Genomic DNA, 23,569 nt, shown 5'->3' with positions numbered 1-23,569 from the left:
CGGACGCCTAGCCGGGCGGCCACCCCATCGGCCGGCCCGCCAGCAGGTGCAGGTGGAGGTGGAAGATGAGCTGCCCCCCATCCCGGTTGGTGTTCAGAACCAGCCGGAACCCGCTCTCCGCCACCCCCCGCTCCCGCGCGATCCGATTGGCCGCCAGGATGAGCCGCCCGATGAGGGGGGCCGAGGCCTCCGTCAGGTCCAGCGCGTGGGCCAGGTGCTGCTTGGGCACCAGCAGGACGTGCACGGGGGCCTGGGGACTGATGTCCTCGAAGGCGTAGAGGTCCCCGTCCTCGTAGACCGCCTTGCTGGGGACCTCCTTCGCCGCGATCCTGCAGAAGAGGCACTCCGGCACCAGCCTCACCCCCCTTCCGGCGGCCCATACTCCGGCTTCCGCTTCCCCTCACGTCGCGCCAGCTCCCCTGCCACTTCCTCCAGGGTGAGGCCGCACTCCGCCAGGAGGACCAGCGTGTGGAACCAGAGGTCCGCCACCTCGTAGCGGATGGCCTCCCGCTCCCCCCCCTGGGCGGCCAGGAGGAGCTCGGTCGTCTCCTCGCCGATCTTCTTGAGGATCCGCTCCCGGCCGGCGGCGAACAGGTCCCCCACATAGGAGCCGGGGGGGGCCGCGGCCTTCCGCCCCCGCACGGTCGCGAAGACCCGCTGCAGCACGGCCGGCAGCCCCCCGTAGACCACAGCGGGGTCGAAGCGCAGCTCCCCCTCCTCGGTCCTGAGGCCATCCGGCTTAAGCCGCGTGAAGAAGCAGGAGCGGTTCCCGGTGTGACAGGCCGCCACCACCTGCTCCACCCGGAGGAGGAGGGCGTCGGCGTCGCAGTCGAGGTGGACGCTCCGGACCCGCTGGATGTGCCCCGAGGTCTCCCCCTTCTGCCAGATGCGCCGGCGCGAGCGGCTGTAGAAGTGGGTCAGGCCGCTCCGCAGCGTCTTCTCCAGGGCCTCCCGGTTCATGTAGGCCACCATGAGGACGTCCCCGTTGGCGTCATCCTGTATGACGGCGGGGATCAGGCCCTGGGCATCGAAGGTCAGCGTGGCCAGCAGCTCGTCCATCCCTTCCCCGTCTTCAGGGGCGTACGGGGACGCCCCGCTCCCTCAGGTACGCCTTCGCCTGCGGGATGCTCAGCTCGCCGAAGTGGAAGATCGAGGCGGCCAGCGCCGCATCCGCCCCTCCCGCCGTCAGGGCCGCATACAGGTGCTCCGGCTTCCCGGCGCCGCCGGAGGCAATGACCGGGACCGGCACGGCAGCCGCCACCGCGGCGGTCAGGGCCAGGTCGTAGCCGTCCTTCGTCCCGTCCCGGTCCATGCTGGTCAGGAGGATTTCCCCGGCCCCGAGCGCTGCTCCTCGCCGCGCCCACTCGACGGCCTCGCGACCCGTGGGCGTGCGCCCCCCGTGGACGAACACCTCCCAGCCCCCGCCCGGGCGCGCCCGGGCGTCGATGGCCAGCACGATGCACTGGCTCCCGAACCGCCCGGCCGCCTCCCGGATCAGGTCCGGGTCCTGCACGGCCGCCGTGTTCATCGAGACCTTGTCGGCGCCGGCGAGGAGCAGCGTCCGGATGTCCTCGAGGGAGGTGATGCCGCCCCCCACCGTGAGGGGCGTGAAGGCCTGCTCGGCCGTCCGCCGGACCACCTCCAGGAGGATCTTGCGCCGCTCGTGCGAGGCGGTGATGTCCAGGAAGACCAGCTCATCGGCGCCGGCGGCGTCGTAGGCCGCCGCCGCCTGCGCGGGATCGCCGGCGTCCCGGAGATCCACGAACCGCACCCCCTTGACCACCCGCCCGTCCTTGACATCCAGGCACGGGATGATTCGCTTGGCCACCACCTCAGGGCCCACCCCGGAACCGGCGGATGGCCGCGGCCAGGTCGACCGTCCCCTCGTAGAGCGCCCGCCCGAGGATCGCCCCGGTCACCCCGCGGGGCGCCAGATTCGCCACCGCCTCGAGGTGATCCATCGTTCCGATCCCTCCCGAGGCGAGGATCGGGACGCCGGCGGCCGCCGCGACCCGCGCGAGCTCGGTCAGGTTCGGCCCGCGGAGCATCCCATCGGCCGCGATGTCCGTGTGAATGAGGCCGGCCGCGCCGAGGGCGACCGCCTCCCCGGCCACCTCCGCGGCGTCCCGGCCCGTGTCGGCCTGCCACCCCCGCACCGCCACTCGCCCCCCCCGGGCGTCAATCCCCACGAGGATCCGCGCCGGAAACCGCGCGGCCGCCTCCCGGACCAGGGCCGGCTCCTCGATCGCCGCGGTCCCCAGGATGACCCAGTTCGCCCCGGCCGTGAGGACCCCCTCGATGTCGACGAGCCGGCGGAGGCCCCCCCCCACTTGCAGGGCGAGCCCGCTCGCGGCCGCGATCCGAGCGATGACGGGGCGATTGCCGCTCCCGGTCCCGAGCGCCCCATCCAGGTCCACCACGTGCAGGCGGGACGCTCCGGCCGCGGCGAAGGCCGATGCCACGGCGGGCGGATCGTCGCTGTACGCCTTCTCCCGGGTCGGGTCTCCCTGCAGGAGCCGGACGCAGCGCCCGCCCCGGAGGTCGATCGCCGGGATGATCAGCATCGCGCGGCGAGGTCCCCGAAGTTCCGCAGGAGGGTGAGCCCCAGCCCCTGGCTCTTCTCCGGGTGGAACTGGGTGGCCATCAGGTTCTCCCGCCGGATGACCGCCGTGAAGGGGATCCCGTGGGTGGCCGTGGCGGCCACGACCTCCGCCTCCGCCGGCGCCACGTAGTAGGAGTGCACGAAGTAGAAGTGGCTCCCGTCCGGGATGCCGCGCAAGAGCGGCACCTCCCTCCGGATCTGGATCGGGACCCAGCCGATGAGGGGGACCTTCAGGGGAGCGGGGATCTCCCCGCCGCCCGCGGGCCGCTGCGCGGGGAACCGGACCACCTTCCCCGGAAGAAGGTTCAGGCCGGGGTGCCGCCCGAACTCCTCGCTCTCCGAGAAGAGAAAGTGCAGGCCCAGGCAGATGCCCAGGACCGGCTTGCCCCCCTCGATCTCCCGGAGGAGGGGCTCGATGAAGCCGGCCCGCGTGAGCTTGGCGATCCCGTCGGCGAAAGCCCCGACGCCAGGGAGGACGATCCCCCGCGCCTCCCGGAGCAGCCGGGGATCCTCCACCACCTTCGCCTCGTGGCCCACCCGCTCCAGAGCCTTCTGGACGCTCCGGAGGTTGGCGATCCCCGAGTCAATGATGGCGATCATGGGTCAGAGGCTCCCCTTGGTGGAGGGGACATCCGGAACCCGGGGATCCCGCGCCGTCGCCTCTCCCAACGCCCGCGCGGCGGCCTTGAAGACCGCCTCGGCCATGTGGTGCGTGTTCTCCCCGTAGGAGACCCCGATGTGCACGTTCGCCTTCATGGCCGTCGCCAGCGCGCGGAAGAACTCCTTCAGAAGCTGGGCGTCGAACTCCCCGACTTTCCCCGTGAGCTGGTCAGCCCGGTAGACCAGGTAGGGCCGGCCGCTCAGATCCACGGCGACCCACCCGAGCGCATCGTCCATGGGCACCGTGGCGCACCCGAAGCGCCGGATCCCCACCTTCTCCCCGAGCGCCTGCGTGAAGGCCTCCCCCAGGGCGAGCCCGACGTCTTCCATGGTGTGGTGCGCGTCCACCTCCAGGTCCCCCTTCGCCCGGATGGTGAGGTCGAAGAGGCCGTGGCGCGCCAGTTGGGCCAGCATGTGGTTGAAGAAGGGCAGGCCCGTCTCCACCTGGGAGCGGCCCTGGCCATCCACCACGAGCTCCACCCGGACGTCGGTCTCGCTCGTCTTCCGGTGCACTAGCCCCCGCCGCACCATCCGCCCCTCCTGGTGTCAGGCCGCCCAATTGCCCGGACGATTGCTCCCGAGCCGCGGGTGGCGCCGGGCGCTGCCCCCGAGCGGCCGGGCGGAGTGGGACCCCCTCCGCCTCCTTTCGCAATGCACCGCATTGCGGAAGGGGCGGAGCGGGTGACGACGCCCGGACGCGCAGGGGGCCGCCCGGCGACAGGACCCGCGGCAGAACGGGGCGGCAGGGTCGAGCCGGATAACCTGGAGCGCCACTAGGCCAGCACCTCCCGGAGGGCCCGCACGACGACGTCGTTCTCCTCCGGCGTCCCGACCGTGATCCGCAGGCAGTCCCGCAGGTACCGCACGTCGGCAAAGTCCCGCACCAGGATCCCCCGGTCGAGGAGCCTCCGGAATACCTCCCGCGCGGGCCGGGCCGTCCGGACCAGGAGGAAGTTCGCCTCCGAGGGGAAGACGGTGAGGCCGGGCAGGGCCCGCAGGGCCCCGGCGAGCCGCTCCCGTTCTGCCACGATCTCCCGCACCTGCTGCCGGAGGAGGTCCCGGTGCTTCAGGACCACGGTCGCCGCCGCCTGGGAGAGCGCATTGAGATTATACGGGAGGCGCACCTTCTCCAGCTCGGCCAGGACGGCCTCGTGGCCGACCAGGTACCCCACCCGCAGGCCGGCCAGCCCGACCTTGGAGAGGGTCCGGAGGATGAGGAGGTGCGGATGGGCGGGGAGGTCCGGCAGGAAGGTCTTCCCCGAGAAGTCCACGTAGGCCTCGTCCAGGACGACCAGCCCCGCGGCCGCGGTGAGCACCGCCCGGATCGCGTCGGCGTCGTAGCAGTTGCCGGTGGGGGTGTTCGGGTAGGCGATGAAGGTGGCGGCCGGCTGGGCCTCCTGGAGCCTCCGGAGAAAGAGGGCGGGCTCCAGGACAAACCCTTCGGCCAGCGGCACCTCCACGAACCGCAGGCCCAGGGCCTGCGCCGTCAGGCCGTACATGGAGAAGGTGGGAGCCGGGGCCAGCACCGCAGCCCCCGGCCGGGCCACCGCCATCAGGATCATCTGGATGAGCTCGTCGGAGCCGTTCCCCAGGAGAATCTGCTCCGGCGGGACCCCCGCGACCCCGGCGAGCTGGCGCTTGAGCGCCCGCGCCGCCGGGTCCGGATAGCGGTTCGCCGGGACGCGGCCGAGCGCTTCCTGGACCGCCGCCTGGACCGGCCCCGGGAGGGGATAGGGGTTCTCGTTGGCGTCGAGCTTCACCCGGTGCGGGCGGTCCTCCACCTGGTAGGCCGTCAGGCGGGCCACCTCGGGCCGGATGATCTCCTGGAGTGGACGCATGCTCATGCCTGAAGCCGGACCCGCACCGCCTCGCCGTGCCCCTGGAGCCCCTCCAGGGCGGCCAGGGCCATGGCCGGCCGCCCGAGGCGCCGGAGCCCCGCTGCCGTCACGGCAATGACGCTGCTCCGCTTCTGAAAGTCCTCCACGGACAGGGGCGAGGCGAACCGGGCGCGCCCCCCCGTGGGCAGGACGTGGCTCGGGCCCGCCACGTAGTCCCCGAGCGTCTCCGGAGCGTAGTGCCCCAGGAAGATGGCCCCGGCGTTCCGGACGGCCTCCAGGCGCGTCCAGGGTTCCGCCACGCACAGCTCCAGGTGCTCCGGAGCGAGAGCGTTGGCCACCTCGAGGGCCTGGGCCAGATCGGCCGTCACGCAGAGGGCACCCCACCGCTTCAGCGAGGCCGCGGCCACGGCCCGGCGGGGGAGCGACCCGAGCCGGGCCGCCAGGGCCCCTGCCACCGCCTCCGCGAGCGGGCGGCTCGGCGTGAGGAGCAGGGCCGAGGCGCTCTCGTCGTGCTCCGCCTGGGACAGGAGGTCCGCCGCCACGTAGGCCGGCCTTGCCGTCCCGTCCGCCACCACCACGATCTCCGTCGGGCCGGCCACCATGTCGATCCCGACCTCGCCGGCCACGAGCGCCTTGGCGGCGGCGACGTAGATGTTCCCGGGCCCGACGATCTTCTCCACCTTCGGGACCGAGGCGGTCCCGTAGGCCAGGGCTGCGATCGCCTGCGCCCCGCCGACCTTGTAGACCTCGGTTACGCCCGCCAGCGCCGCGGCCAACAGGACGGCCGGGGGAACCCTCCCGTCCGGGCCGACGGGGGTCGCCATGGCCACCCGGGTGACCCCCGCCACGGCGGCCGGGATGGCCATCATGAGGACCGAGGACGGGTAGGCCGCCTTTCCCCCGGGGACGTAGAGGCCGACGGAGCCGATCGGCCGGGTGAGGACCCCGACGGTGCAGCCCGGCTCGCGGAAGAACCAGGACGCCCGGAGGCCCCGCCGGTGGAAGGCCTCGATCCGCCGCGCGGCGAACCGCAGGGCGGCCGCCGCCGCCCGGGGCACGGCCCGGCGCGCGGCGGCAAACTCCCGCGGCGTCACCCGGACCGTCGCCGCCGTGAGGCGCGCCCTATCCAGCCGGCGGGCGTAGGCGAGGAGGGCCCGGTCCCCCTCCTCCCGCACGGCCCGCAGGATCGGCCGGACGGCGCGCTCGGCGGCCGCCGTGCTCTGCATCCGCCGCCGCTGCCACTCGCGCAGGAAGCCCGCCGCCTCCCGCCGGGTCAGGTCCAGGAGGCGGACCGGGGACGGGGCGGGCCGCGCTCCCCTCACCGTCCCCCCTGCTCGACCTGCCCGCGCAGGAGCCCGATCAGCGCGCGAATCCGCTGGTACCGGGTCTTGAGGGCCGCCCGGTTCACGACGAGGCGGGCGGAGGACTCGGCGATCTGCTCCACCTCCACCAGGCCGTTCTCGCGGAGCGTCTGGCCGCTCGCCACCAGGTCCACGATCCGCTCCGCCAGGCCCACCAGGGGGGCCAGCTCGATGGAGCCGTAGAGTTTAATGATCTGCACCTGGATCCCGCGCTGGCTAAAGTGCCGCTCGGTGACGTTCGGGTACTTCGTGGCGACGCGCAGGGAGGACCACGCCTCCGGCCGCCCGTCCCCCTGCAGATCCGCCGGCTGGGCCACGACCAGGCGACAGGCGCCGAAGCGCAGATCCAGCGGCTCGTATAGGTCCCGGCCGTGCTCCAGAAGCTGGTCCTTCCCCACCACCCCGGCGTCGGCCGCCCCATGCTCCACATAGGTGGGGACATCGGCGTCCCGCAGGGCCAGGAAGCGGTACTGGCCGCTCGAGTCTTCCACGATGAGGCGCCGGGAGTCCCGGAAGGGATCGAGCCCCTTCACCCCGATTGCCTCGAAGAGCGCCACGGCCTCGGCGAACAGCCGGCCCTTGGGGAGGGCGATCGCGATGGGCTGCTCCATCTACTGGCGCTCCAAGGAATCCGACCCGGTCCTGACAGACCGCCCTGCCGCGGGTCCTGTCGCCGGGCGGCCCCCTGCGCGTCCGGGCTCCGTCACCCGCTCAGCCCCTCCCGCAATGCCGCGCATTGCAGGAGGAGGCTGAGGGGGTCCCACTCCGCCCGGCCGCTCGGGGGCAGCGCCCGTCGCCACCCGCGGCTCCGCTGGAATGGAAGGCGTAATTCGCTGGCCCTGCACTAGGCGCGCCCCCGCCGGACGTCGGCGCCGAGGGTGGAGAGCTTCTGCTCGATCGCCTCGTAGCCGCGGTCCAGGTGGTAGATGCGGTGGACGACCGTGGTCCCCTCCGCCACCAGCCCGGCGAGCACGAGCGAGGCGCTCGCCCGCAAGTCCGTGGCCATCACCGGCGCCCCCCGGAGCCGGGGCACGCCCTGGACGACGGCGGCCCGCCCCGCGATCTTCACGTCCGCCCCCATGCGGAGGAGCTCGTTCACGTGCATGAAGCGGTTCTCGAAGACCGTCTCGGTGATGACCGAACGGCCCTCGGCCACGCTCATCAGGGCCATGAGCTGGGCCTGCATGTCGGTGGCGAACCCGGGGTAGGGAGCCGTCTGGACATTCACCGCGGCCGGCCGGCCCCCCATCTGCACCCGGAGCCGCCCGGGTCCCGGCGTGCACTGCGCCCCCGCCTCCCGCAGCCTCCCGAGCACGGCCTCCATGTGCTCCGGCGCGCAATCGGTGAGGGTCACGTCGCCCCGGGTGATCGCCGCGGCCACGGCAAAGGTCCCGGCCTCGATCCGGTCCGCGATGATCCGGTGGCTGGCCGCCCCCAGGGCTTGGACCCCCTCCACCGTGATCGTGTCGGTCCCGGCTCCCCGGATGCGCGCCCCCATGGCGGTAAGCAGGGCAGCCAGGTCCTGGACCTCCGGCTCGCAGGCCGCATTCTCCAGGACCGTGGTCCCCTCCGCGAGGGTCGCGGCCATCAGGAGGTTCTCGGTCCCGGTGACCGTCTTCACGTCAAAGACGATCCGGGTCCCCCGGAGGCGGCGGGCCTTCGCCTCGACATACCCTTCGCTCAGGTCGATCTCCGCCCCCATCTGCTGGAGCCCGGCGAGGTGGAGGTTGATGGGGCGGGGGCCGATCGCGCACCCCCCGGGCAGCGAGACCCGGGCCCGCCCGAACCGGGCGACGAGGGGGCCCAGGACGAGGACGGAGGCGCGCATCGTGCGGACGAGGTCGTAGGGGGCCTCGAAGCTCCTCACGGCCCGCCCCGAGACCGCGAGGCCTCCCGCCCCGTCCTCCTCCACCGCGACCCCCATGTGGCGGAGGAGCCGGCAGATGGTCTCGATGTCCTTGAGCCGGGGGACGTTGGCCAGGCGGAGGTCCCCCTCCGCCAGGAGGCCGGCGGTGATGCAGGGGAGCGCGGCGTTCTTGGCTCCGCTTACCCGGACGCTCCCCTGCAGGGGGACGCCACCGCGGATGAGGAGCTGGTCCATGGGGCCTCCAGAGGGGGCGTGCTTACCCGGCCGCCTCGCGGCGCCGGGCGAGACAGACCCGGTCCCGGTGGGCCAGATCCCGCACGACCGGATGGACGGCGAGGTCCGGCACGGATGCCAGGAGGCTCCGGACCGCGTCCCCCTGGCCCGCCCCCACCTCCACGGCCAACCAGCCGCCGGGGCGAAGGAGCCGGGGCGCATGCACCGCCAGCTCCCGGTGGAACGTGAGCCCATCGGGACCGCCATCCAGGGCGAGGGGGGGCTCGAAGCGGGATACTTCCGGGTCCAGCGTCGCGAGGTCGGCGGTGGGGACGTAGGGCGGGTTCGCGACCAGGACGTCGAGGGCGCCGGCCAACTGCGCGGCAAAGAGGGGGGCGGTCCAGTCCCCTTGCAGGAAGGTCACGCGCCGACCGACGCGGAAGCGGCGGGCGTTCTCCGCCGCGACCGCAAGCGCCTCCGCGCTGACGTCCACGGCGAAGAGGCGCGCCTCCTGGAGCTCGGTTGCCAGCGCGATGGCGATGGCCCCGCATCCCGTCCCGAGGTCGGCCACGGTGAGGGAATCGCCGCGGCGGTCCGCCAGGCGGCCCAGGACCGCCTCGACCAGCGTCTCGGTCTCGGGGCGGGGGATGAGGACGGCAGGGGTCACCCTGAGCGGCAGGGACCAGAACTCCCGGACTCCGGTCAGGTACGCGACCGGCTCCCGGGCGGCGCGCCGCTCGAGGAGAGCGGCGAAGCGCGAGACCGCCGGGGCCGGCACCTCCCCACGCCACCCGTAGAGGGCGGCGCGGTCGCAGCCGAGGGCGGCGGTGAGCAGGCACTCGGCGTCCAGGCGGGGCGTCTGCACCGCACAGGGCCGGAGCCGTTCGGCCGCTTCCCGGAGGAGGCTGGGCACGTTGCGGACCACTCCCCTGCCGCCTCCCTGCTCGCCGCCGCGCTCGCCTGGCATTTAGGAAACCGCCTTCAGCCGCTCGGCCTGGAAGTGGGACGCCAGGGCCTCGATGAGAGGCTCGATCTCCCCATCCAGGATGGCCGGGAGGCTGTGCAGGGTCAACCCGATCCGATGGTCCGTGATCCGGTTCTGGGGGAAGTTGTAGGTCCGGATCTTCTCCGCCCGCTCCCCGGTCCCCACCTGCGTGCCGCGATCCTGGTCGATCCTGGCCCGCTGCTCCGCCTGCGCCTGCTCCAGGAGGCGGGCCCGGAGAACCTTCAGGGCCTTGGCCTTGTTCTTGTGCTGCGACTTCTCGTCCTGGCACGTGACGACCAGACCCGTCGGAAGGTGGGTGACGCGGACGGCCGAGTCGGTGGTGTTGACGCTCTGCCCGCCCGGCCCCGTGGACCGGTACACGTCGATCCGGAGATCCTTCGGGTCGATCTGGACCTCCACCTCCTCCGCCTCCGGCAGGACCGCCACGGTCACGGTGGAGGTGTGGATCCGCCCCGCCGCCTCGGTCTCCGGCACCCGCTGGACCCGGTGCACGCCCCCCTCGAACTTCAGGCGGCTGTAGGCCCCCTTCCCCTCGATCCCCAGGATCACTTCCCGGAACCCGCCGGTCCCGGTCTCGTGGGAGGAGAGCACCTCCACCTTCCACCGGTGGCGCTCCGCATAGCGGACGTACATGCGGCAGAGATCGGCGGCGAAGAGGGACGCCTCCTCCCCCCCGGCCCCGGCCCGGATCTCCAGGATGGTGTTCCTCTCGTCGTTGGGATCCTTCGGGAGGAGCAGGCGCTGCAGCTCCTCCTCCAGTACCGCCGCCCGCTGCTCCAGCTCCTGCAGCTCCCCCTCGGCCAGCGCCCGCATCTCCGGGTCGATCGTCTCCTTCAGGATCCCCCGGGCGTCGGCCGCCTCCCGCATGAGCTTCCGGTACGCGCGGTACCGGTCCACCAGGGGCCTGAGGTCCGCGTGCGCCTTGGCCACCTTCTGGTAGGCGGACGGGTCCTGCAGCGCCGCCGTCTCCCCCAGCCGGGCCGTGAGGGCCTCGTAGCGGGCTTCGATCTCCTCGAGCTTGGCCAGCCACCTGGTCATGGGACACCCTCCGGAGGCCGGGGCGCGGGCCCCCCGGGGGTCACTCCGCCGCGGGAGCCGCCTTCTTCCCCCGGTACTTCCGCTGGAACCGCTCCACCCGGCCCTCGGTGTCGATCAGCTTCTGCCTCCCGGTGAAGAAGGGGTGGCACTTGGAGCAGATGTCCACCCGGATCTGGGGCACCGTGGAGCGGCTGTGAAACACCTCCCCGCAGGCACAGACGATGGTGCAGGGGCCGTACTGGGGGTGGATCTCCGCCTTCATCGCTCGCTCCTTTCCGGGGCCGGGACGCGCCCCGGCCGTCGCAAATGCCTAGTATAGGGAAGCCTCCGGACCCCCACAACAAAAAAGGCAGCCGCGGGTGGGCTGCCCTGCGCGTCCAGCAGGATGCGCGTCAGGCGTTCATGGCGTGCAGGAAGTCCAGGTTGGTCTTCGCCTCCCGGAGCTTCTCCAGCAACAGCTCCATCGCCTCGACCACCCCCATGGTGGAGAGGACCTTCCGCAGGACCCACATCCGGTTCAACTCCTCCTGGGTCAGCAGGAGTTCCTCTTTCCGGGTGCCGGACCGGAAGATGTCGATGGCCGGGAAGACCCGCTTGTCCACCAGACGCCGGTCCAGGTGGAGCTCCATGTTTCCCGTCCCCTTGAACTCCTCGAAGATGACGTCGTCCATCCGGCTGCCGGTGTCGATGAGGGCGGTGGCCATGATGGTGAGGGACCCCCCCTCCTCGATATTCCGCGCGGCGCCGAAGAAGCGCTTCGGCCGCTGGAGCGCGTTGCTGTCCACGCCGCCCGACAGGACCTTCCCCGAGGGGGGGACGATGGTGTTGTAGGCCCGGGCCAGGCGGGTGATGGAGTCGAGGAGGATGACCACGTCCCGCTTGTGCTCGACGAGGCGCTTCGCCTTCTCCAGCACCATCTCCGCCACCTGGACGTGGCGCGTCGCCGGCTCGTCGAAGGTGGAGGAGACCACCTCCCCCTTGACGGTCCGCTGCATCTCCGTGACCTCCTCGGGCCGCTCGTCGATGAGCAGAACAATCAGAATGCACTCCGGATGGTTCTTGGTGATGGAGCCGGCGATCTTCTGGAGGAGGATGGTCTTCCCGGTCCGGGGTTGCGCCACGATGAGCCCCCGCTGCCCCTTCCCGAGGGGAGTGACCAGGTCCATCACCCGCATGTTGATCTCCTCGGGCGTGGTTTCCAGCTTGAAGCGCTGGTTGGGGAAGAGCGGGGTCAGGTTGTCGAAGAGGATCTTCTCCTTGATCAACTCCGGGCTCTCGAAGTTGACCGCCTCGACCTTCAGGAGGGCGAAGTAGCGCTCCCCCTCCTTCGGCGGGCGGACCTGCCCGGAGACCGTGTCGCCCGTCCGGAGGTCGAACCGCCGGATCTGGGAGGGGGAGACGTAGATATCATCCGGGCCGGGGAGGTAGTTGTAGTCGGGGGACCGGAGGAAGCCGAAGCCGTCCGGGAGGATCTCCAGGACCCCCTCGGCGAAGATGAGGCCGTTCTTCTCGGTCTGGGCCTCCAGGATCTTGAAGATCAGCTCCTGCTTCCGGAGGCCGCTGGCCCCGATCACCCCGAACTGGCGCGCGAGGGCGTTGAGCTCCGAGATGGTCTTGTCCTTCAGGTCGGCGATGTTCATCAGGTCAGGGCGCGGGGCGTCGGGGCGCGGGGCCTCGGGGCGCGGGGCGTCCTTGACGGCTTCTTCACGATCTGGGGTCATGCGCGGGTGTCCTCTGTGCTGGGGGGCCCCATCCGGGTCGGGGTGCGCCCGCGTGTCCCGGCGCCACAACCGGCAGCCGGGGCGGGGCAGGGGTACGGGTCAAACTCTATGGGGAGGGAGCCGCCGTCCACAGCTCGCGGTTGCGGGGTTGCTCGGCATCGCACGCGTTTCAGGCTAGGCCACCACCAGGGCTTGTAGTTCGACCGTCGTGGCAGAACTCGCAGGGGATACTGGGATGGTGTCCTTCCGGAATGCCCGCGGAGGTGACAGGCTTGGGCGGATCAACTCCGGTCGCAGTATAGGAAGCCCCACCCAGCATGTCAAGGGGTTTTTTGCCCCGCCGTGGCCTCCCGGAGGAGCACCTCGGCCAGTTCCGCCACCCGGCCAGCCAGCCTCGCCAGGTCGCCGTCGTTCACGAGGACATGGTCCGCCTGGCCGGCCTTGACCGCCGAGGGGAGCTGGGCCCGGAGCCGCCGCCTGGCCTCCTCCTCGCTGAGCCCCACCTTCGCCCGGAGGCGAGCCACTTGTTCCTCCTCGGGGGCCGTGACCACCACCAGCCGGTCCACGATCCCGCGCCGTCCCCCCTCCACGAGGAGGGCCGCCTCGAGGACGCAGAGGCGGGTCCGCCCCTCCCGCCGGAGCGCGTCCACGCGGCGTCTGATCTCGGCCACGAGCGCCGGGTGGACGATGGCCTCGAGGGTGCGACGGGCCTCCGGATCGGCGAAGATGCGGGCGGCGAGCTTCTGGCGGTCCAGCGTCCCGTCGGGAGCGAGGATCTCCGGGCCGAAGGCGTCCAGGATGGCGCGGTGGACCTCGGTTCCGGGAGCGTGCAATTCGCGGACCAGCGCGTCCGCATCCAGGATCGTCGCCCCCCGCTCCGCGAGCATCCGGGCGACGGTGCTCTTCCCGCTGGCAATGCCCCCGGTGAGGCCCACCACCAGCATGCCTCAGACCTCCTCCTCGCCCTCATCTCCCCTCTCCTCCGGTCCCCTCTCCTCCGGCGCCACCGGCCCGCCCCCCTCGAGGAACGGGAGAAACTTCGCGTGCAGCTCCTCCAGCTTCCCGATGTAGTACTCCACGTTCTCGTCCGGGTGGGCGGGATCCCACTCCGCTGCCAGCTTCCCGTGCTCGTGCACCTTCACCTTCCGGCCACGCCCGGTCACGTAATACGAGATCTGATCCCCCGGCTGGTAGGGGCGATCGGCCTTGAGGGCCAGCTCGTAGGCGGCAGCCGGGTTGCGCTTCTTCTGGCGGACCTTCTCCCGGTAGCTCTCCAGGGACTCCTGCAAGGTCTCGGTCTTCATGAACATCTCGACGTCGAACTCGTGGTTGCGGAAGGCGGCGCGGTAGCGCTCCAGGAGGGCGGGGACCTGCTCCCGCTCCCCCCGCAGGGCCAGCCGGAACATCTCCTCCATCCACCGCCGCTGGAATAATTCGAGACCCCGGGAGCGGAGGCCGGAGCCCCGGATGATGAGGCGCCCCGCCTCGTCCAGGAGGGCGTAGTTCTTCATCTTGTAGGAAAACATGGCCGGGTAGCGGCCGTCGAACTCCAGGGTGATCCCCGCGGGGAGGGTCCGCGTGAGCTCCTCCACCAGCGCCGCCTCCGCGTCGGCCCCCTGGACGGTGGGAGGAGGCATGAAGTAGAGGCCGTCCGTGTCCACCTCGATCACCTGGCAGCCCCGCTCCTCGAGCCACGCGACGACGTGTCGGATCAGCTCCCGCCCCGCCGCCGCCACGCGCCGGGCCTGCTCGAAGTCGTTGAAGTGGGCCATCGAGAAACCGAGGTAGCCGTAGAAGGAATTGATCAACACCTTGAAGGTGGCCTGGAGGGCCTCGGTCCCCTGCCGCTCCCGCTCCGTGGGCGCGGCCCGGGCTGCCGCCTTCGCCTGGAGGCGGAAGGCTCGCAGATCCTTCAGGAGGGCGGGGAAGACCCCCAGCGTGTCGCTCCGGGGGAAGAGGCCGTCCTTCAGCATCAGGGACGGGTAGAGGGAGGCCACGTCGCAGTGCAGGACCGAGCGCGCCACCCCCACGTACTTGACGGCCGTGTACCCCCCCGCGAAGGGCTCCGCGGGGCCGGGGAGCGGGATGGCCCGGCGCTGCCGCAGGTACTCCCGGATCAGGAGTGCGTCGATCTTGGTGGCCGTCCCCCGCAGGATGACGTTCTGATAACTGAAGGGGAAGATCTGGGCCTGGACGAAGTAGGACCGGCTCAGCAGCGCGGCGAGCCCGGCCGTCTCCCGGACATCGTCCAGGGCGTACCGGCAGAGCGTCTCCGGCTCGTGGTCAAAGTACCAGGAGGCCCGGTGGGCCGGGATGGTGACCCGGTCGGGCGCGGTCAGGCCGAAGTGCCGCGCCACCTCCTTCAGCCCGTACCCCTCCAGCTCCCGCGCCGCCACGTCGTAGAAGTTGGCCAGCATCCAGGTGTCCACGATGTGCCGGCCGAAGACCTCGTACTTGGTATAGGTGATGGTCCGCTCCGCCACCTGCAGCCGGGACGGGTGCCCGGCGAGCGCGCTCCCGTCCCGCCCCCACCGGAGCGGCAGGCGGTGGCGCTTCGCGCGGGCCTCCAGGTAGGGGAGGTCGAAGCGGAACAGGTTGTGCCCCTCGAGGATATCCGGATCGCGCGCCTGGATCTCCCGGGTGACCTCTTGGAGCATGGTCGGCTCGTCCAGGTCCCGACCCGACAGGACGCGCTCCCAGCCGGTGCTGTCCCTGAGCGCGATGACGGTGATCCGGTCCGTCTCCCGCTCGGCGTTGGGGAAGTCGAACCCGGGCGCGCAGTAGGTCTCGATGTCGAGCTGCAGCCGGGTGAGGTCCTCGAACGCCAAGCGGAGGAAGTGGGTCTGCCCCGAGAGGAGCAGGTACTGGTGGACGGGATCGTTGAACACGCGGTAGGGGGCGTCGGGGGCGGCGGGCGTCTTCCCCGAGAGCTTCTGCACGTGGGCCCGGAGCTTCTGCAGGTCCCCCCACCCGGGGACGCGGGCCAGGTAACGGAGGGGAGCCTCCCCCGTCAGGGCCTCCACCTCCACGCCGCCGCCGTAGCCCTTGAGCAGGTCGGTGCTCCCGAGGAGGAGGAACGGCCGAAGCGGGACGCGGCGGCTGACGAGGCGCCCCCCTTCCCGGGCATAGCAGCAGATCTCCGCCTCCCCGCTCCGCTCGAAGGCCACCAGGTGCGGGGAGGCGTCGTGGCCGAAGAGGAGGGCGTTCTCGTAGAGGTTGAGGGTCCCGAGCCTCACGGCGCCGCCCCGGCCGGCAGGCCCGGGAGCTCGCCCTGGGAGATGGCGTCGAGCAGGCGGGTGAACCCCAGGGCCCGGAACAGCTCGCCCAGGGCCGGCAGGTCGGGCGGCAGGCGGCGGAAGGCCTCGGGGTGGAACGGGACCGGCAGGTCCGTCCGGATCGTGGCGAGGGCCCGGCTCAGGCGGGCCTGCTCGGCGTGGGCCGCCAGGGCCTCCCGCAGGCGCGGCCGCTTCACCTCCTCCAGCCTGCCGAGGAGGTTCTCGAGGGAGCCGAACTCGGCGATGAGCTGCTTCGCCGTCTTCTCCCCCACCCCGGGGACCCCCGGGATGTTGTCCACGCTGTCCCCCATCAAGCCCAGGACATCCGGGACGGCGGGCGGAGCGACCCCGAACCGCTCCCGGACCTCCGCCTCGGTGATCCAGCGGTCGCGCATGCTGTCGTAGAGGCGGACGGCGGGACCGACCACCTGGCACATGTCCTTGTCCCCCGTGACCAGGACGACGTCGAAGCCGGTCTTTTCCGCCCGGACGGCCAGCGTCCCCAGCAGGTCATCCGCCTCCTGCCCCGGCTCCGCCAGCAGGGGGAGGCGGAACCCCGCCACCACCCGGTGGATGTCCGGGAGCTGGGCCGCCAGGGCCTCGGGCATGGGGGGGCGCTGAGCCTTGTAGGCCTCGAAGGCCCGGTGGCGCTCGGTCGGCCCCTCGGTGTCGAAGACGACCCCCGCGTACTCCGGCGCCTGCTCCCGCAGGAGCTTCAGGAGCATGGCGGTGAACCCGTAGGTCGCGTTGGTGGGATGCCCGCCGGGGCCGGTGAGGGGGGGGAGGGCGTGGAAGGCGCGATAGACGTAGGAGGAGCCGTCCACGAGGAAGAGGCGGGGCCGTCCGCTCACACCGGCTCCCCCGCCGCCGGGGGAGCGCCGAGGGGGAGGGCGACGCTCACGGTGGTCCCCTGGGGCTCGGCCTGGCGCACGGCGATGCTGCCGCCGTGGGCCTGCACGATCGCCCGGGCCACCGACAGGCCCAACCCGAGCCCCCCCGCCGCGCGGGTGAGGGTCATGTCCCCCTGGGTGAAGGGCTCGAAGAGGCGCGCCAGCCGCTCCTGGGGGATCCGGCCGTGGGTGTTGGTGATGGCCACCGTGGCGACCCCGTTCGCCGACGTCGCCTCCAGCAGGACCCGCTCCCCCGCCCGGTTGAACTTGATGGCGTTCTCCACCAGGTTGCTGAAGAGGAGCGAGAGCTTCTCGGGGTCCGCCCGGAGCGACGCCCCCGGCAGCTCCCCCAGGAACTCGACCCGGACCCGCTTCTCGGCGTACTCGCTCGAGAGCTGGTCCGCCACCGCGCGGAGGATCTCGCCGAGGTCCAGCTCCTCCGTCTGGAGGGCAGCCTCCTCCCGCTCGAACTCCACGTAGGCCAGGAGGTTGGCGATGAGGCGGCCCAGGCGGCGGGCCGAGTGGCCGATCGCCTCCACGCTCTCCTGGACCCCCTCGGAGAGCACCCCGAACTGCCCCGAGAGGAGCAGGTCCATCCACCCGTAGATGATGGTGAGGGGGGTTCGGAACTCGTGGCTGATCGCCGAGAGGAGGTCCGACTTGATCTGGTCGATCTCGGTCAGCCGGCGGTTGATCTCGGTCAGCGCGAGGTTCTCGCGGCGAAGGCGCTGCTGCTCCAGCCCCCGGCCGACCGCGTGGAAGATCTCCTCCAGCTTGAAGGGCTTCAGGATGTAGTCGTAGGCGCCCCCCTTCAGCGCACGGATGGCCGACTCCACCGTGCCCTGGCCCGTCATGAGGAGGACGACGGCGTCCGGCATCAGGACCTGGGCCTTCTCCAGGAGGGAGAGGCCGTCGAGCCCGGGCATCATGAGGTCGCTGAGGAGGACGTCGAAGTTGGCTTCCTGGATGAGGCCGAGGGCTTCCTGGGCGTCGGCCGCCCCCGTCACCTCGTAGCCCTCCATCCGGAAGGCCTGGCAGAGGGAGGTCCGCAGGTTCTCCTCGTCATCCACGATGAGCAGGCGCGCGAGAGCCATGTGGCGTTCCGCGAGTGCGAGGGAGGCCGCGCGCCCATGGTCACACACGGGTCCGCAAAAATCAAGGCCGCGCCGGGCGCCCCCGACATCCCCGCGCCTCAGCGCGCCTCAGGAGGGCCGGGTCACGTGCAGGGTCACCCACCCGCCGGCCCGGTGTCCCCTCCCGACCACGAGGCCCGCCCCCCGGACGGCACGCCGGACGTCAGGCGCCTGCTCCTCGAGGATCCCCGCGAGGGCCGCCCGGCCGCCGGGGGCGAGGTGCCCGGCCAGGGCCGGCAAGAGGGCCATGTGCGCCGCGGCCGTCAGGTTGGCCACAATGACGGCAAAGGCCGCGCGCGGCATGAGCGCCTCGAGCGAGCCGCAGCAGATCCGGACCGGAGCGGCGAGACCGTTTCGCCGGCAATTGGCGGCAGCGATGGCGCAGGCGTCCGGGTCGGTGTCCAGGGCGAAGACCGGCCTGCCCCCCAGCCCCGCGGCCGCAAGGGCGAGGAGCCCGGACCCGGTCCCCAGGTCGAGAACCGGGAGGCCCGGCCCGACCCACGCGGCCAGCGCCTCGAGGCAGGAGGCCGTCGTCGGGTGCTGCCCCGTCCCGAAGGCCATCCCGGGGTCCACCCGGACCAGCACCTCCCCGGGCGGAAGCGTGACCTCGCACCAGGAGGGAGCCACCACCAGCCGGCCGAACCGGAGGGGCCGGTGGAATCCCCGCCACTGCGTCGCCCAGCCGGGATCCCGCCGCCGGGCCAGGCGCACCGCGAAGGACCCCGGGGAGCCGCTCGCTTCGCCCAGGGCCGCCAGATACGCCCGGAGTGTCCTCCCGAACGCTCTCGGGGGAGCCGGCAGGTGAGCCGTGAGGCGGACCGTTTCGCCGACGGCTTCTTCGATGAGCCCGGGGGCTCCCCACTCCAGGAGAGCGCTCCCGGCCGGCTCGGCCCAGGGCTCCGGCAGGGTGACCGTGACCTCGAGCCAGGAAGCGCGGGGGAGGGAGGGCACGGGGGGCGGGGCTCACTTCCCCAGGAGCTCGCGGACCTTCTCCAGGAACCGCTTGCTCATGGGCGTGCCGTCGCCGTTCTCCAGCGTCGCGAACTCCTCGAGGAGCTCCCGCTGGCGGGCGGTGAGCCGGGTAGGAACCTCCACCAGGATGCGGACCCGGAGGTCCCCCACGCCGTACCCACGCAGGCTCGGCATCCCTTGCCCCCGAAGCCGGAACTCGGCCCCGGACTGCGTCCCCGGGGGGACCCTGAGCTTGGTAGAGCCGGTGAGGGTGGGGATCCGGAGCTCGCCGCCGAGGGCAGCCTGGGTGAAGGAGACGGGGACCTCGCAGAGGAGGTCATCCCCGTCCCGGACGAAGATGGGATGCTCCGCCACCTGGATGACCACGTAGAGGTCCCCGCGGCCTCCCCCCCGAACCCCGGCTTCTCCCTCGCCGCTGACCCGCAGTCGGGTCCCGGTCTCCACGCCGGGGGGGATCTTCACCGAAAGGCCCCGCTCCACTTTCACCCGTCCCTGCCCGTGGCAGCTCCGGCACGGGTCCTCCAGGACGGTCCCCTCCCCGCGGCACTGCTGGCACGGCTGGCTGACGCTCAGGAAGCCGCGCGAGAAGCGGACCTGGCCCGTCCCCCTGCAGACTCCGCAGGTCCTCGGTCGGCTCCCGGGCTTCGCCCCGCTCCCGCCGCAGGTGCCGCACGCCTCCATGCGGGGGATGCGCACCTGTTTTTCGAGGCCCCGCGCCGCCTCCTCCAGGCTGATGGTAAGGTTGTACCGGAGATCGGCGCCGCGCTGCCCGGCGCCCCGGCGGCGGCCGGTCGTCCCGAAGAACCCCTCGAAGAGGTCATCGAAGAGGCCGCCGAAGCCGACGTCGGCGAAGTCCGAGAACCCCTCGGCGGCCCGGCCGACGCCGGCGTGGCCGAAGCGGTCGTAGGCCGCCCGCTTGTCGGGCTGGCTCAACGTCTCGTACGCCTCCGAGACCTCCTTGAAGCGTTCCTCGGCCTCCTTGTTGCCCTGGTTCTTGTCGGGGTGGTACTGGTGGGCCAGCTTCCGGTAGGCTTTCTTGACCTGCTCGGGGGTGGCGTCCCGGTCGATGCCGAGGATGTCGTAGAAGTCCCGCTTGCTCACCGGTTCCGTTCCTCGGGCCCGCTGCCGGCCGGGGCGGCGGCCTTGGCCACCTTCACCATGGCGGGGCGGAGGACCTTCGCGTGAAGCCAGTAGCCCCGCTGGACCTCCTCCACGACCGTCTGGTCCGGGACCCCGGGGGACTCCACGGCCGCCACGGCCTGGTGGACGGTCGGATCGAAGGGCTGGCCGACGCTGTCAATGGGCTTGACCCCGGCCCGCTCCAGGACCCCCTGGAAGAGGCGGAGGACCAGGTCCACGCCCTCGGCCAGCGCCTCGGTGCTGTCGGTTTTCCGCGCGGCGGCGAGCGCCCGCTCCAGGTTGTCCAGGACCGGGAGCAGCTCCAAGAGGAGCTCCTCGTTCGCGACCCGGATCAGCTCGGCTCGGTCGCGAGCCACCCGCTTCTTGTAATTGTCGAACTCCGCCGCCAGGCGGAGGAGGCGGTCGTTGAGGCGGGCGACCTCCGAGGCAGCCGGTTCCGCGGGCGCATCCGGCGCCGGGCGGGCCGAGGCCTCGGGCCCGCTCGCCTCGACTTCAGGGTGTTACGGCTGTGGCATCCCCACTACCTCCTGCGTACCCACTCGATCAATTGCCCCCTCTCCCTCCCCTCTCCCCCCTCGGGGGAGAGGATTAAGGTGAGGGGGGAAATGAAAGGGGCCCCGGCGGTACCTCGCGGGGCCCCCACCCATCAGGAGGCTTCGTCCGTCAGCAGGCGGCTCACCAGGCGGGCGGTGTAGTCCACCAGCGAGACGACCTTCTCGTACGGCATCCGGGTCGGGCCCACGACCGCCAGGGCGCCGACCGGGGCCCCCCGCTGAAAGTAGGGAGAGGCCACCACGCTGAACTCCTGCAGCCCCACCTCCCCGAGCTCCCGCCCGATGATCACGGTGAGGCCCGCATCGGTCAGACAGCGGTCCAGGACCCGCACGAGGCGGGACTTCTCCTCGAAGGCGGCGAAGATGGCCCGCATCTTCTCGGCATCGGCGAACTCCGGCTGCTCCATGATGTGGGTGGTCCCGCCAATGTAGATGTCGGCCAGCGGCTCTCCCTCCACCGTCTTCCGCCCCAACTGGAGCGCCCGGCGGAGGAGCTGGTCGTAGAGGGCTTTCTCCTCGGCCATCTTGGCCACCAGCACCTGCCGGACCTCCCGCAGCGTCAGGCCGTGGAGGAGCTCGTTCAGGTATCGGGCGATCCGGTTCAGCTCATCCTGGGAGAGCGGCTCATCCACCGCGACCACCTTGTGGTGGACCACCCCCGAGGTCGCCGCCAGGATGAGGAGGACCCGGTCGGCCGCGAGGTTCACGAACTCCAGGCGCTTGACCTGGAGCTGATCGAAGCGCGGGGCGATGGCGATCCCCGCGCAGCGGGAGAGGGTCCCCAGGACCTGGCTGGTCTCCCGCATGAGCCCCTCCACCTGACCCAGGGCCGGGGTGAAGCGGGCCGCGATGAGCCCCTCCTCCTCGGGGGTGAGGCGGGCCGGATCCATCAGGGTGTCCACGTAGAAGCGGTATCCCTGGTCGGTGGGGATGCGCCCGGCTGAGGTGTGGGGCTGGGCAAGGTACCCGAGCTCCTCGAGGTCGGCCATGATGTTCCGGATGCTGGCCGGGCCGAGCTGGAACGCGTAGCGCCGGGAGACACTGCGGGAGCCGACCGGCTCCGCAGAGTGGATGTAATCATGGATGACGGCCCGCAGGATCGCCTTCTGCCGCTCCGTGAGGGGCCCCTGCTCTTGTACCATCGGCTTGGCTCTCACATGTTTAGCACTCTCAAGAAGAGAGTGCTAATCCGGCAAAAAATGTAGAGAAATCGGCCCTGATTGTCAAGCGCAAATCCCCGCCGGACTGGTGAGGGAAACGGCTAAGTCCCCAACAACAGTATCCGAGACGGCGAGACCCGCCTCGGTCAGCCGGAGCAAGCCTCCCCCTGTCTCGATGAGTCCCATCCCCTCAAGCCGGCTCAGGGCCGCCGGGTCAACGGGGGGGTCGGGGAGGCCGAACCGCGCCGCAAAGGCGGCGAGGTCGAAGCCCTCCGCCAGCCGGAGGCCCAGCATGAGCGCCTCCTCCGCCTGCTCGAGCGGCGAGGGGTGTTCCCGCGTGGCAACGGCGCTGCCCTGCCGCGTCACGGCAGCGATGTAGGCCGCCGGGAGACGCTCGTTGCTATAGCGGACGCCGCCGAGGTAACCGTGGGCTCCGGCTCCGAGCCCCACGTACTCCCCCTGGCGCCAGTAGGTGAGGTTGTGCCGGCACTCGAAGCCCGGGCGGGCGAAGTTGGAGAGTTCATAGCGGCGGTAGCCGGCCGCCGGCAGGGACCGGAGTGCCTCCCGGTACATGGCCAGGTGCGCCCCCTCCGGCGGGAGCCGGAGCGCGCCCTGCCGGTGCAGCCGACCGAAGAGGGTCCCCTCCTCGATGGTCAGCCCGTAGGTGGAGAGGTGCTCCGGGGCAAGGTGCACGATCCCCTCCAGGGTCTCACGCCAGTCCCGGAGCGACTGGCCCGGCAGGCCGAACATCACGTCCAGATTCACGTTGCGGAAGCCCGCGGCCCGGACGGCGGCGAAGGCCTCGGTGGCCCGCCCGGCGGTATGGGTCCGGCCCAGGACGTGGAGGAGCCCCGCATGGAGCGCCTGGACGCCGAGGCTGACCCGGTTGAACCCGGCCCGGCGGAGGAGCGTGAACGCCTCCGCCGTCACCGTTTCGGGGTTCGCCTCGAGCGTGATCTCCGCCCCCGGGGCGACCGAGAACGCGGCCCGGCAGGCCTCGAGCAGGCCGCTGAGCTCCCCCGCGGGCAGGAGGGACGGGGTGCCGCCCCCGAAGAAAACGGTCTCGACCCGCCGCGGCTCCTCGAGCGCCCGCCCCTGGTGGCGGATCTCGGCGGCGAGGGCCCGCACGTACTCCCGGGACTGGGGGCCGTCGAGGACGTAGGTATTGAAGTCGCAGTAGTGGCAGCGGGAGAGGCAGTAGGGGATGTGCAGGTAGAGGGCCAGCGGTCTCATCGCACCAGCTTCCCGATCCGGCTCCAGCGCGGCAGGAACCGCTCCCGGTCCCAGGACCAGTAGATCAGAAAGGCCTTCCCCCGGATGAGCTCCACCGGGAGGGGGCCCCAGGCCCGGCTGTCCTCGCTCTGGTCCCGGTTGTCCCCCATCATGAAGAGGTGGCCCTCCGGGACGAGGCAGGGCCCGTATTCGTCCCGCTCCCGCATGTAGCGCCCCTCGCCGGTACCGCAAGCCTCAACCGGGTTCGCGGCCATCCGGAGGGTCGGCGGCGCCGGAGTGGCGGCGGGCGCGCCGCCCCGGTAGATGACGTAGGGCTCCTCGAGCAGCTTCCCGTCGATGTAGACCCGCTTGTCCCGGACGGCCAGGATCTCTCCCGGCAGCCCGATGACCCGCTTGATGAAGTCCCGGCTGGGGTCGCGCGGGAACTGGAAGACCAGGATCTCCCCCCGCTGCGGCTCCCGGAGGCGCGGGACGTGGAAGAGGGTGATCCGGGTCAGGGGGATTTCCACAATGGTCCCGCGGGTCATCTTGTTGACCAGCAGGTGATCCCCGATCTGCAGGGTCTCCAGCATGGACCCCGAAGGAATTTTAAACGCCTGGACCACGAAGGTCCGGATGAAGATAGCCAGGACCACCGCCACCAGGATGGCCTCGACCCACTCCCGCGTCGCCGACTTCTTGCGGGGAACGCTGATCCCCGCCACCCTGGTCTGCTCCTCCGCTGCCTGCTCCCGCTCGTCCATGCGCCCCCGTCCTGGCCTAATGTGATTCCAACGAACAACAAATATCGTTCACGCAACACCTCGGGTGCCGGGCCAAATGACGAGCATCACGAGGCCCGAGGGAGGAGGCGGCCGGAGGCGTACGCTGTTTGTACGTTGAGGACCGCCGACGACCGAGAACGAC

23 protein-coding genes and 1 pseudogene are annotated in these 23,569 nt (G+C 71.7%); all 24 read right to left on the bottom strand.

Features of this window, described 5'->3' with window-relative positions:
• Window positions 1-7: 7 nt before the first annotated feature.
• The 24 genes and pseudogenes from VGT06_00685 to lepB all read right to left on the bottom strand — a co-directional run bounded on the left by VGT06_00685 (window position 8) and on the right by lepB (window position 23,406).
• Window positions 8-352, bottom strand: a complete 345-nt coding sequence (locus VGT06_00685; protein HEV8661649.1) for a histidine triad nucleotide-binding protein — start codon at window positions 350-352, stop codon at window positions 8-10.
• Between the two features lie 5 nt (window positions 353-357).
• Window positions 358-1,059 (bottom strand): bifunctional phosphoribosyl-AMP cyclohydrolase/phosphoribosyl-ATP diphosphatase HisIE, encoded by a 702-nt coding sequence (gene hisIE / locus VGT06_00680; protein ID HEV8661648.1) that lies wholly within the window; start codon window positions 1,057-1,059, stop codon window positions 358-360.
• A gap of 13 nt (window positions 1,060-1,072) precedes the next feature.
• The gene (hisF, locus tag VGT06_00675; GenBank protein ID HEV8661647.1) at window positions 1,073-1,831 is read right to left on the bottom strand and encodes an imidazole glycerol phosphate synthase subunit HisF; all 759 of its coding nucleotides are present in this window, start codon (window positions 1,829-1,831) and stop codon (window positions 1,073-1,075) included.
• Between the two features lies 1 nt (window position 1,832).
• Window positions 1,833-2,564 (bottom strand): 1-(5-phosphoribosyl)-5-[(5-phosphoribosylamino)methylideneamino]imidazole-4-carboxamide isomerase, encoded by a 732-nt coding sequence (gene hisA / locus VGT06_00670; GenBank protein ID HEV8661646.1) that lies wholly within the window; start codon window positions 2,562-2,564, stop codon window positions 1,833-1,835.
• Window positions 2,558-3,202 carry an imidazole glycerol phosphate synthase subunit HisH gene (gene hisH / locus VGT06_00665; GenBank protein ID HEV8661645.1) on the bottom strand — a complete coding sequence of 215 codons (645 nt, stop codon included), beginning with the start codon at window positions 3,200-3,202 and terminating at the stop codon, window positions 2,558-2,560. Before hisH ends, hisA begins: the two co-directional genes overlap by 7 nt.
• A gap of 3 nt (window positions 3,203-3,205) precedes the next feature.
• The gene (hisB, locus tag VGT06_00660) at window positions 3,206-3,793 is read right to left on the bottom strand and encodes an imidazoleglycerol-phosphate dehydratase HisB (GenBank protein HEV8661644.1); all 588 of its coding nucleotides are present in this window, start codon (window positions 3,791-3,793) and stop codon (window positions 3,206-3,208) included.
• A 242-nt stretch (window positions 3,794-4,035) separates the two neighbouring features.
• Window positions 4,036-5,106: a histidinol-phosphate transaminase gene (hisC, locus tag VGT06_00655; protein HEV8661643.1), complete on the bottom strand. Its 1,071-nt coding sequence runs from the start codon at window positions 5,104-5,106 to the stop codon at window positions 4,036-4,038.
• Window positions 5,103-6,422 carry a histidinol dehydrogenase gene (gene hisD / locus VGT06_00650; protein HEV8661642.1) on the bottom strand — a complete coding sequence of 440 codons (1,320 nt, stop codon included), beginning with the start codon at window positions 6,420-6,422 and terminating at the stop codon, window positions 5,103-5,105. The genes hisC and hisD overlap by 4 nt, the downstream gene beginning before the upstream one ends.
• The gene (gene hisG, locus VGT06_00645) at window positions 6,419-7,072 is read right to left on the bottom strand and encodes an ATP phosphoribosyltransferase (GenBank protein HEV8661641.1); all 654 of its coding nucleotides are present in this window, start codon (window positions 7,070-7,072) and stop codon (window positions 6,419-6,421) included. The genes hisD and hisG overlap by 4 nt, the downstream gene beginning before the upstream one ends.
• Window positions 7,073-7,305: 233 nt before the next feature.
• Window positions 7,306-8,562 (bottom strand): UDP-N-acetylglucosamine 1-carboxyvinyltransferase, encoded by a 1,257-nt coding sequence (murA, locus tag VGT06_00640; protein ID HEV8661640.1) that lies wholly within the window; start codon window positions 8,560-8,562, stop codon window positions 7,306-7,308.
• Window positions 8,563-8,584: 22 nt separating this feature from the next.
• Window positions 8,585-9,508, bottom strand: a complete 924-nt coding sequence (gene prmC, locus VGT06_00635; GenBank protein HEV8661639.1) for a peptide chain release factor N(5)-glutamine methyltransferase — start codon at window positions 9,506-9,508, stop codon at window positions 8,585-8,587.
• Window positions 9,509-10,585 carry a peptide chain release factor 1 gene (prfA, locus tag VGT06_00630; protein ID HEV8661638.1) on the bottom strand — a complete coding sequence of 359 codons (1,077 nt, stop codon included), beginning with the start codon at window positions 10,583-10,585 and terminating at the stop codon, window positions 9,509-9,511. It abuts the gene before it with no gap.
• 40 nt (window positions 10,586-10,625) lie between these two features.
• Entirely contained in the window at window positions 10,626-10,847 is a 222-nt protein-coding gene (rpmE, locus tag VGT06_00625; GenBank protein ID HEV8661637.1) for a 50S ribosomal protein L31, read from the bottom strand.
• Window positions 10,848-10,977: 130 nt separating this feature from the next.
• Window positions 10,978-12,225, bottom strand: a complete 1,248-nt coding sequence (gene rho / locus VGT06_00620; GenBank protein ID HEV8661636.1) for a transcription termination factor Rho — start codon at window positions 12,223-12,225, stop codon at window positions 10,978-10,980.
• 401 nt (window positions 12,226-12,626) lie between these two features.
• Window positions 12,627-13,250, bottom strand: a complete 624-nt coding sequence (gene coaE, locus VGT06_00615) for a dephospho-CoA kinase (protein HEV8661635.1) — start codon at window positions 13,248-13,250, stop codon at window positions 12,627-12,629.
• 3 nt (window positions 13,251-13,253) lie between these two features.
• Window positions 13,254-15,542: a DNA polymerase domain-containing protein gene (locus tag VGT06_00610; protein ID HEV8661634.1), complete on the bottom strand. Its 2,289-nt coding sequence runs from the start codon at window positions 15,540-15,542 to the stop codon at window positions 13,254-13,256.
• Entirely contained in the window at window positions 15,539-16,432 is an 894-nt protein-coding gene (locus VGT06_00605; GenBank protein ID HEV8661633.1) for a 5'-3' exonuclease H3TH domain-containing protein, read from the bottom strand. The genes VGT06_00610 and VGT06_00605 overlap by 4 nt, the downstream gene beginning before the upstream one ends.
• A complete protein-coding gene (locus VGT06_00600) occupies window positions 16,429-17,565 on the bottom strand; it encodes a hybrid sensor histidine kinase/response regulator (GenBank protein ID HEV8661632.1) in 1,137 nt (378 codons plus the stop codon). The genes VGT06_00605 and VGT06_00600 overlap by 4 nt, the downstream gene beginning before the upstream one ends.
• Before the next feature lie 108 nt (window positions 17,566-17,673).
• Entirely contained in the window at window positions 17,674-18,555 is an 882-nt protein-coding gene (locus VGT06_00595; GenBank protein ID HEV8661631.1) for a 50S ribosomal protein L11 methyltransferase, read from the bottom strand.
• A gap of 12 nt (window positions 18,556-18,567) precedes the next feature.
• Window positions 18,568-19,677, bottom strand: coding sequence for a molecular chaperone DnaJ (gene dnaJ, locus VGT06_00590; GenBank protein ID HEV8661630.1), 1,110 nt, complete (start codon window positions 19,675-19,677; stop codon window positions 18,568-18,570).
• Window positions 19,674-20,141 (bottom strand): annotated as a pseudogene (gene grpE / locus VGT06_00585) (nucleotide exchange factor GrpE). Before grpE ends, dnaJ begins: the two are co-directional and overlap by 4 nt.
• 221 nt (window positions 20,142-20,362) lie before the next feature.
• Window positions 20,363-21,412: a heat-inducible transcriptional repressor HrcA gene (gene hrcA, locus VGT06_00580; protein HEV8661629.1), complete on the bottom strand. Its 1,050-nt coding sequence runs from the start codon at window positions 21,410-21,412 to the stop codon at window positions 20,363-20,365.
• A gap of 81 nt (window positions 21,413-21,493) precedes the next feature.
• Window positions 21,494-22,663, bottom strand: a complete 1,170-nt coding sequence (gene hemW, locus VGT06_00575) for a radical SAM family heme chaperone HemW (protein HEV8661628.1) — start codon at window positions 22,661-22,663, stop codon at window positions 21,494-21,496.
• On the bottom strand, window positions 22,660-23,406 hold the full coding sequence (gene lepB, locus VGT06_00570) for a signal peptidase I (GenBank protein ID HEV8661627.1): 747 nt from the start codon (window positions 23,404-23,406) through the stop codon (window positions 22,660-22,662). Before lepB ends, hemW begins: the two co-directional genes overlap by 4 nt.
• Window positions 23,407-23,569 lie beyond the last annotated feature (163 nt).

The organism is Candidatus Methylomirabilis sp., from assembly GCA_036000645.1.
Taxonomy (GTDB): domain Bacteria; phylum Methylomirabilota; class Methylomirabilia; order Methylomirabilales; family JACPAU01; genus JACPAU01.
Note: the sequence above shows the minus strand (reverse complement) of the source record. Positions and strands in the feature narration are given on the sequence as shown.

What these genes read in the sequence shown, in the direction of transcription:
- hisIE (HEV8661648.1), bottom strand. Translation starts at nt 1,059, where the DNA reads ATGGACGAGCTGCTGGCCACGCTGACCTTCGATGCCCAGGGCCTGATC.
- hisA (HEV8661646.1), bottom strand. Translation starts at nt 2,564, where the DNA reads ATGCTGATCATCCCGGCGATCGACCTCCGGGGCGGGCGCTGCGTCCGG.
- hisH (HEV8661645.1), bottom strand. Translation starts at nt 3,202, where the DNA reads ATGATCGCCATCATTGACTCGGGGATCGCCAACCTCCGGAGCGTCCAG.
- hisB (HEV8661644.1), bottom strand. Translation starts at nt 3,793, where the DNA reads ATGGTGCGGCGGGGGCTAGTGCACCGGAAGACGAGCGAGACCGACGTC.
- hisC (HEV8661643.1), bottom strand. Translation starts at nt 5,106, where the DNA reads ATGAGCATGCGTCCACTCCAGGAGATCATCCGGCCCGAGGTGGCCCGC.
- hisG (HEV8661641.1), bottom strand. Translation starts at nt 7,072, where the DNA reads ATGGAGCAGCCCATCGCGATCGCCCTCCCCAAGGGCCGGCTGTTCGCC.
- murA (HEV8661640.1), bottom strand. Translation starts at nt 8,562, where the DNA reads ATGGACCAGCTCCTCATCCGCGGTGGCGTCCCCCTGCAGGGGAGCGTC.
- prmC (HEV8661639.1), bottom strand. Translation starts at nt 9,508, where the DNA reads ATGCCAGGCGAGCGCGGCGGCGAGCAGGGAGGCGGCAGGGGAGTGGTC.
- prfA (HEV8661638.1), bottom strand. Translation starts at nt 10,585, where the DNA reads ATGACCAGGTGGCTGGCCAAGCTCGAGGAGATCGAAGCCCGCTACGAG.
- rpmE (HEV8661637.1), bottom strand. Translation starts at nt 10,847, where the DNA reads ATGAAGGCGGAGATCCACCCCCAGTACGGCCCCTGCACCATCGTCTGT.
- rho (HEV8661636.1), bottom strand. Translation starts at nt 12,225, where the DNA reads ATGAACATCGCCGACCTGAAGGACAAGACCATCTCGGAGCTCAACGCC.
- coaE (HEV8661635.1), bottom strand. Translation starts at nt 13,250, where the DNA reads ATGCTGGTGGTGGGCCTCACCGGGGGCATTGCCAGCGGGAAGAGCACC.
- VGT06_00600 (HEV8661632.1), bottom strand. Translation starts at nt 17,565, where the DNA reads ATGGCTCTCGCGCGCCTGCTCATCGTGGATGACGAGGAGAACCTGCGG.
- hrcA (HEV8661629.1), bottom strand. Translation starts at nt 21,412, where the DNA reads ATGGTACAAGAGCAGGGGCCCCTCACGGAGCGGCAGAAGGCGATCCTG.
- hemW (HEV8661628.1), bottom strand. Translation starts at nt 22,663, where the DNA reads ATGAGACCGCTGGCCCTCTACCTGCACATCCCCTACTGCCTCTCCCGC.
- lepB (HEV8661627.1), bottom strand. Translation starts at nt 23,406, where the DNA reads ATGGACGAGCGGGAGCAGGCAGCGGAGGAGCAGACCAGGGTGGCGGGG.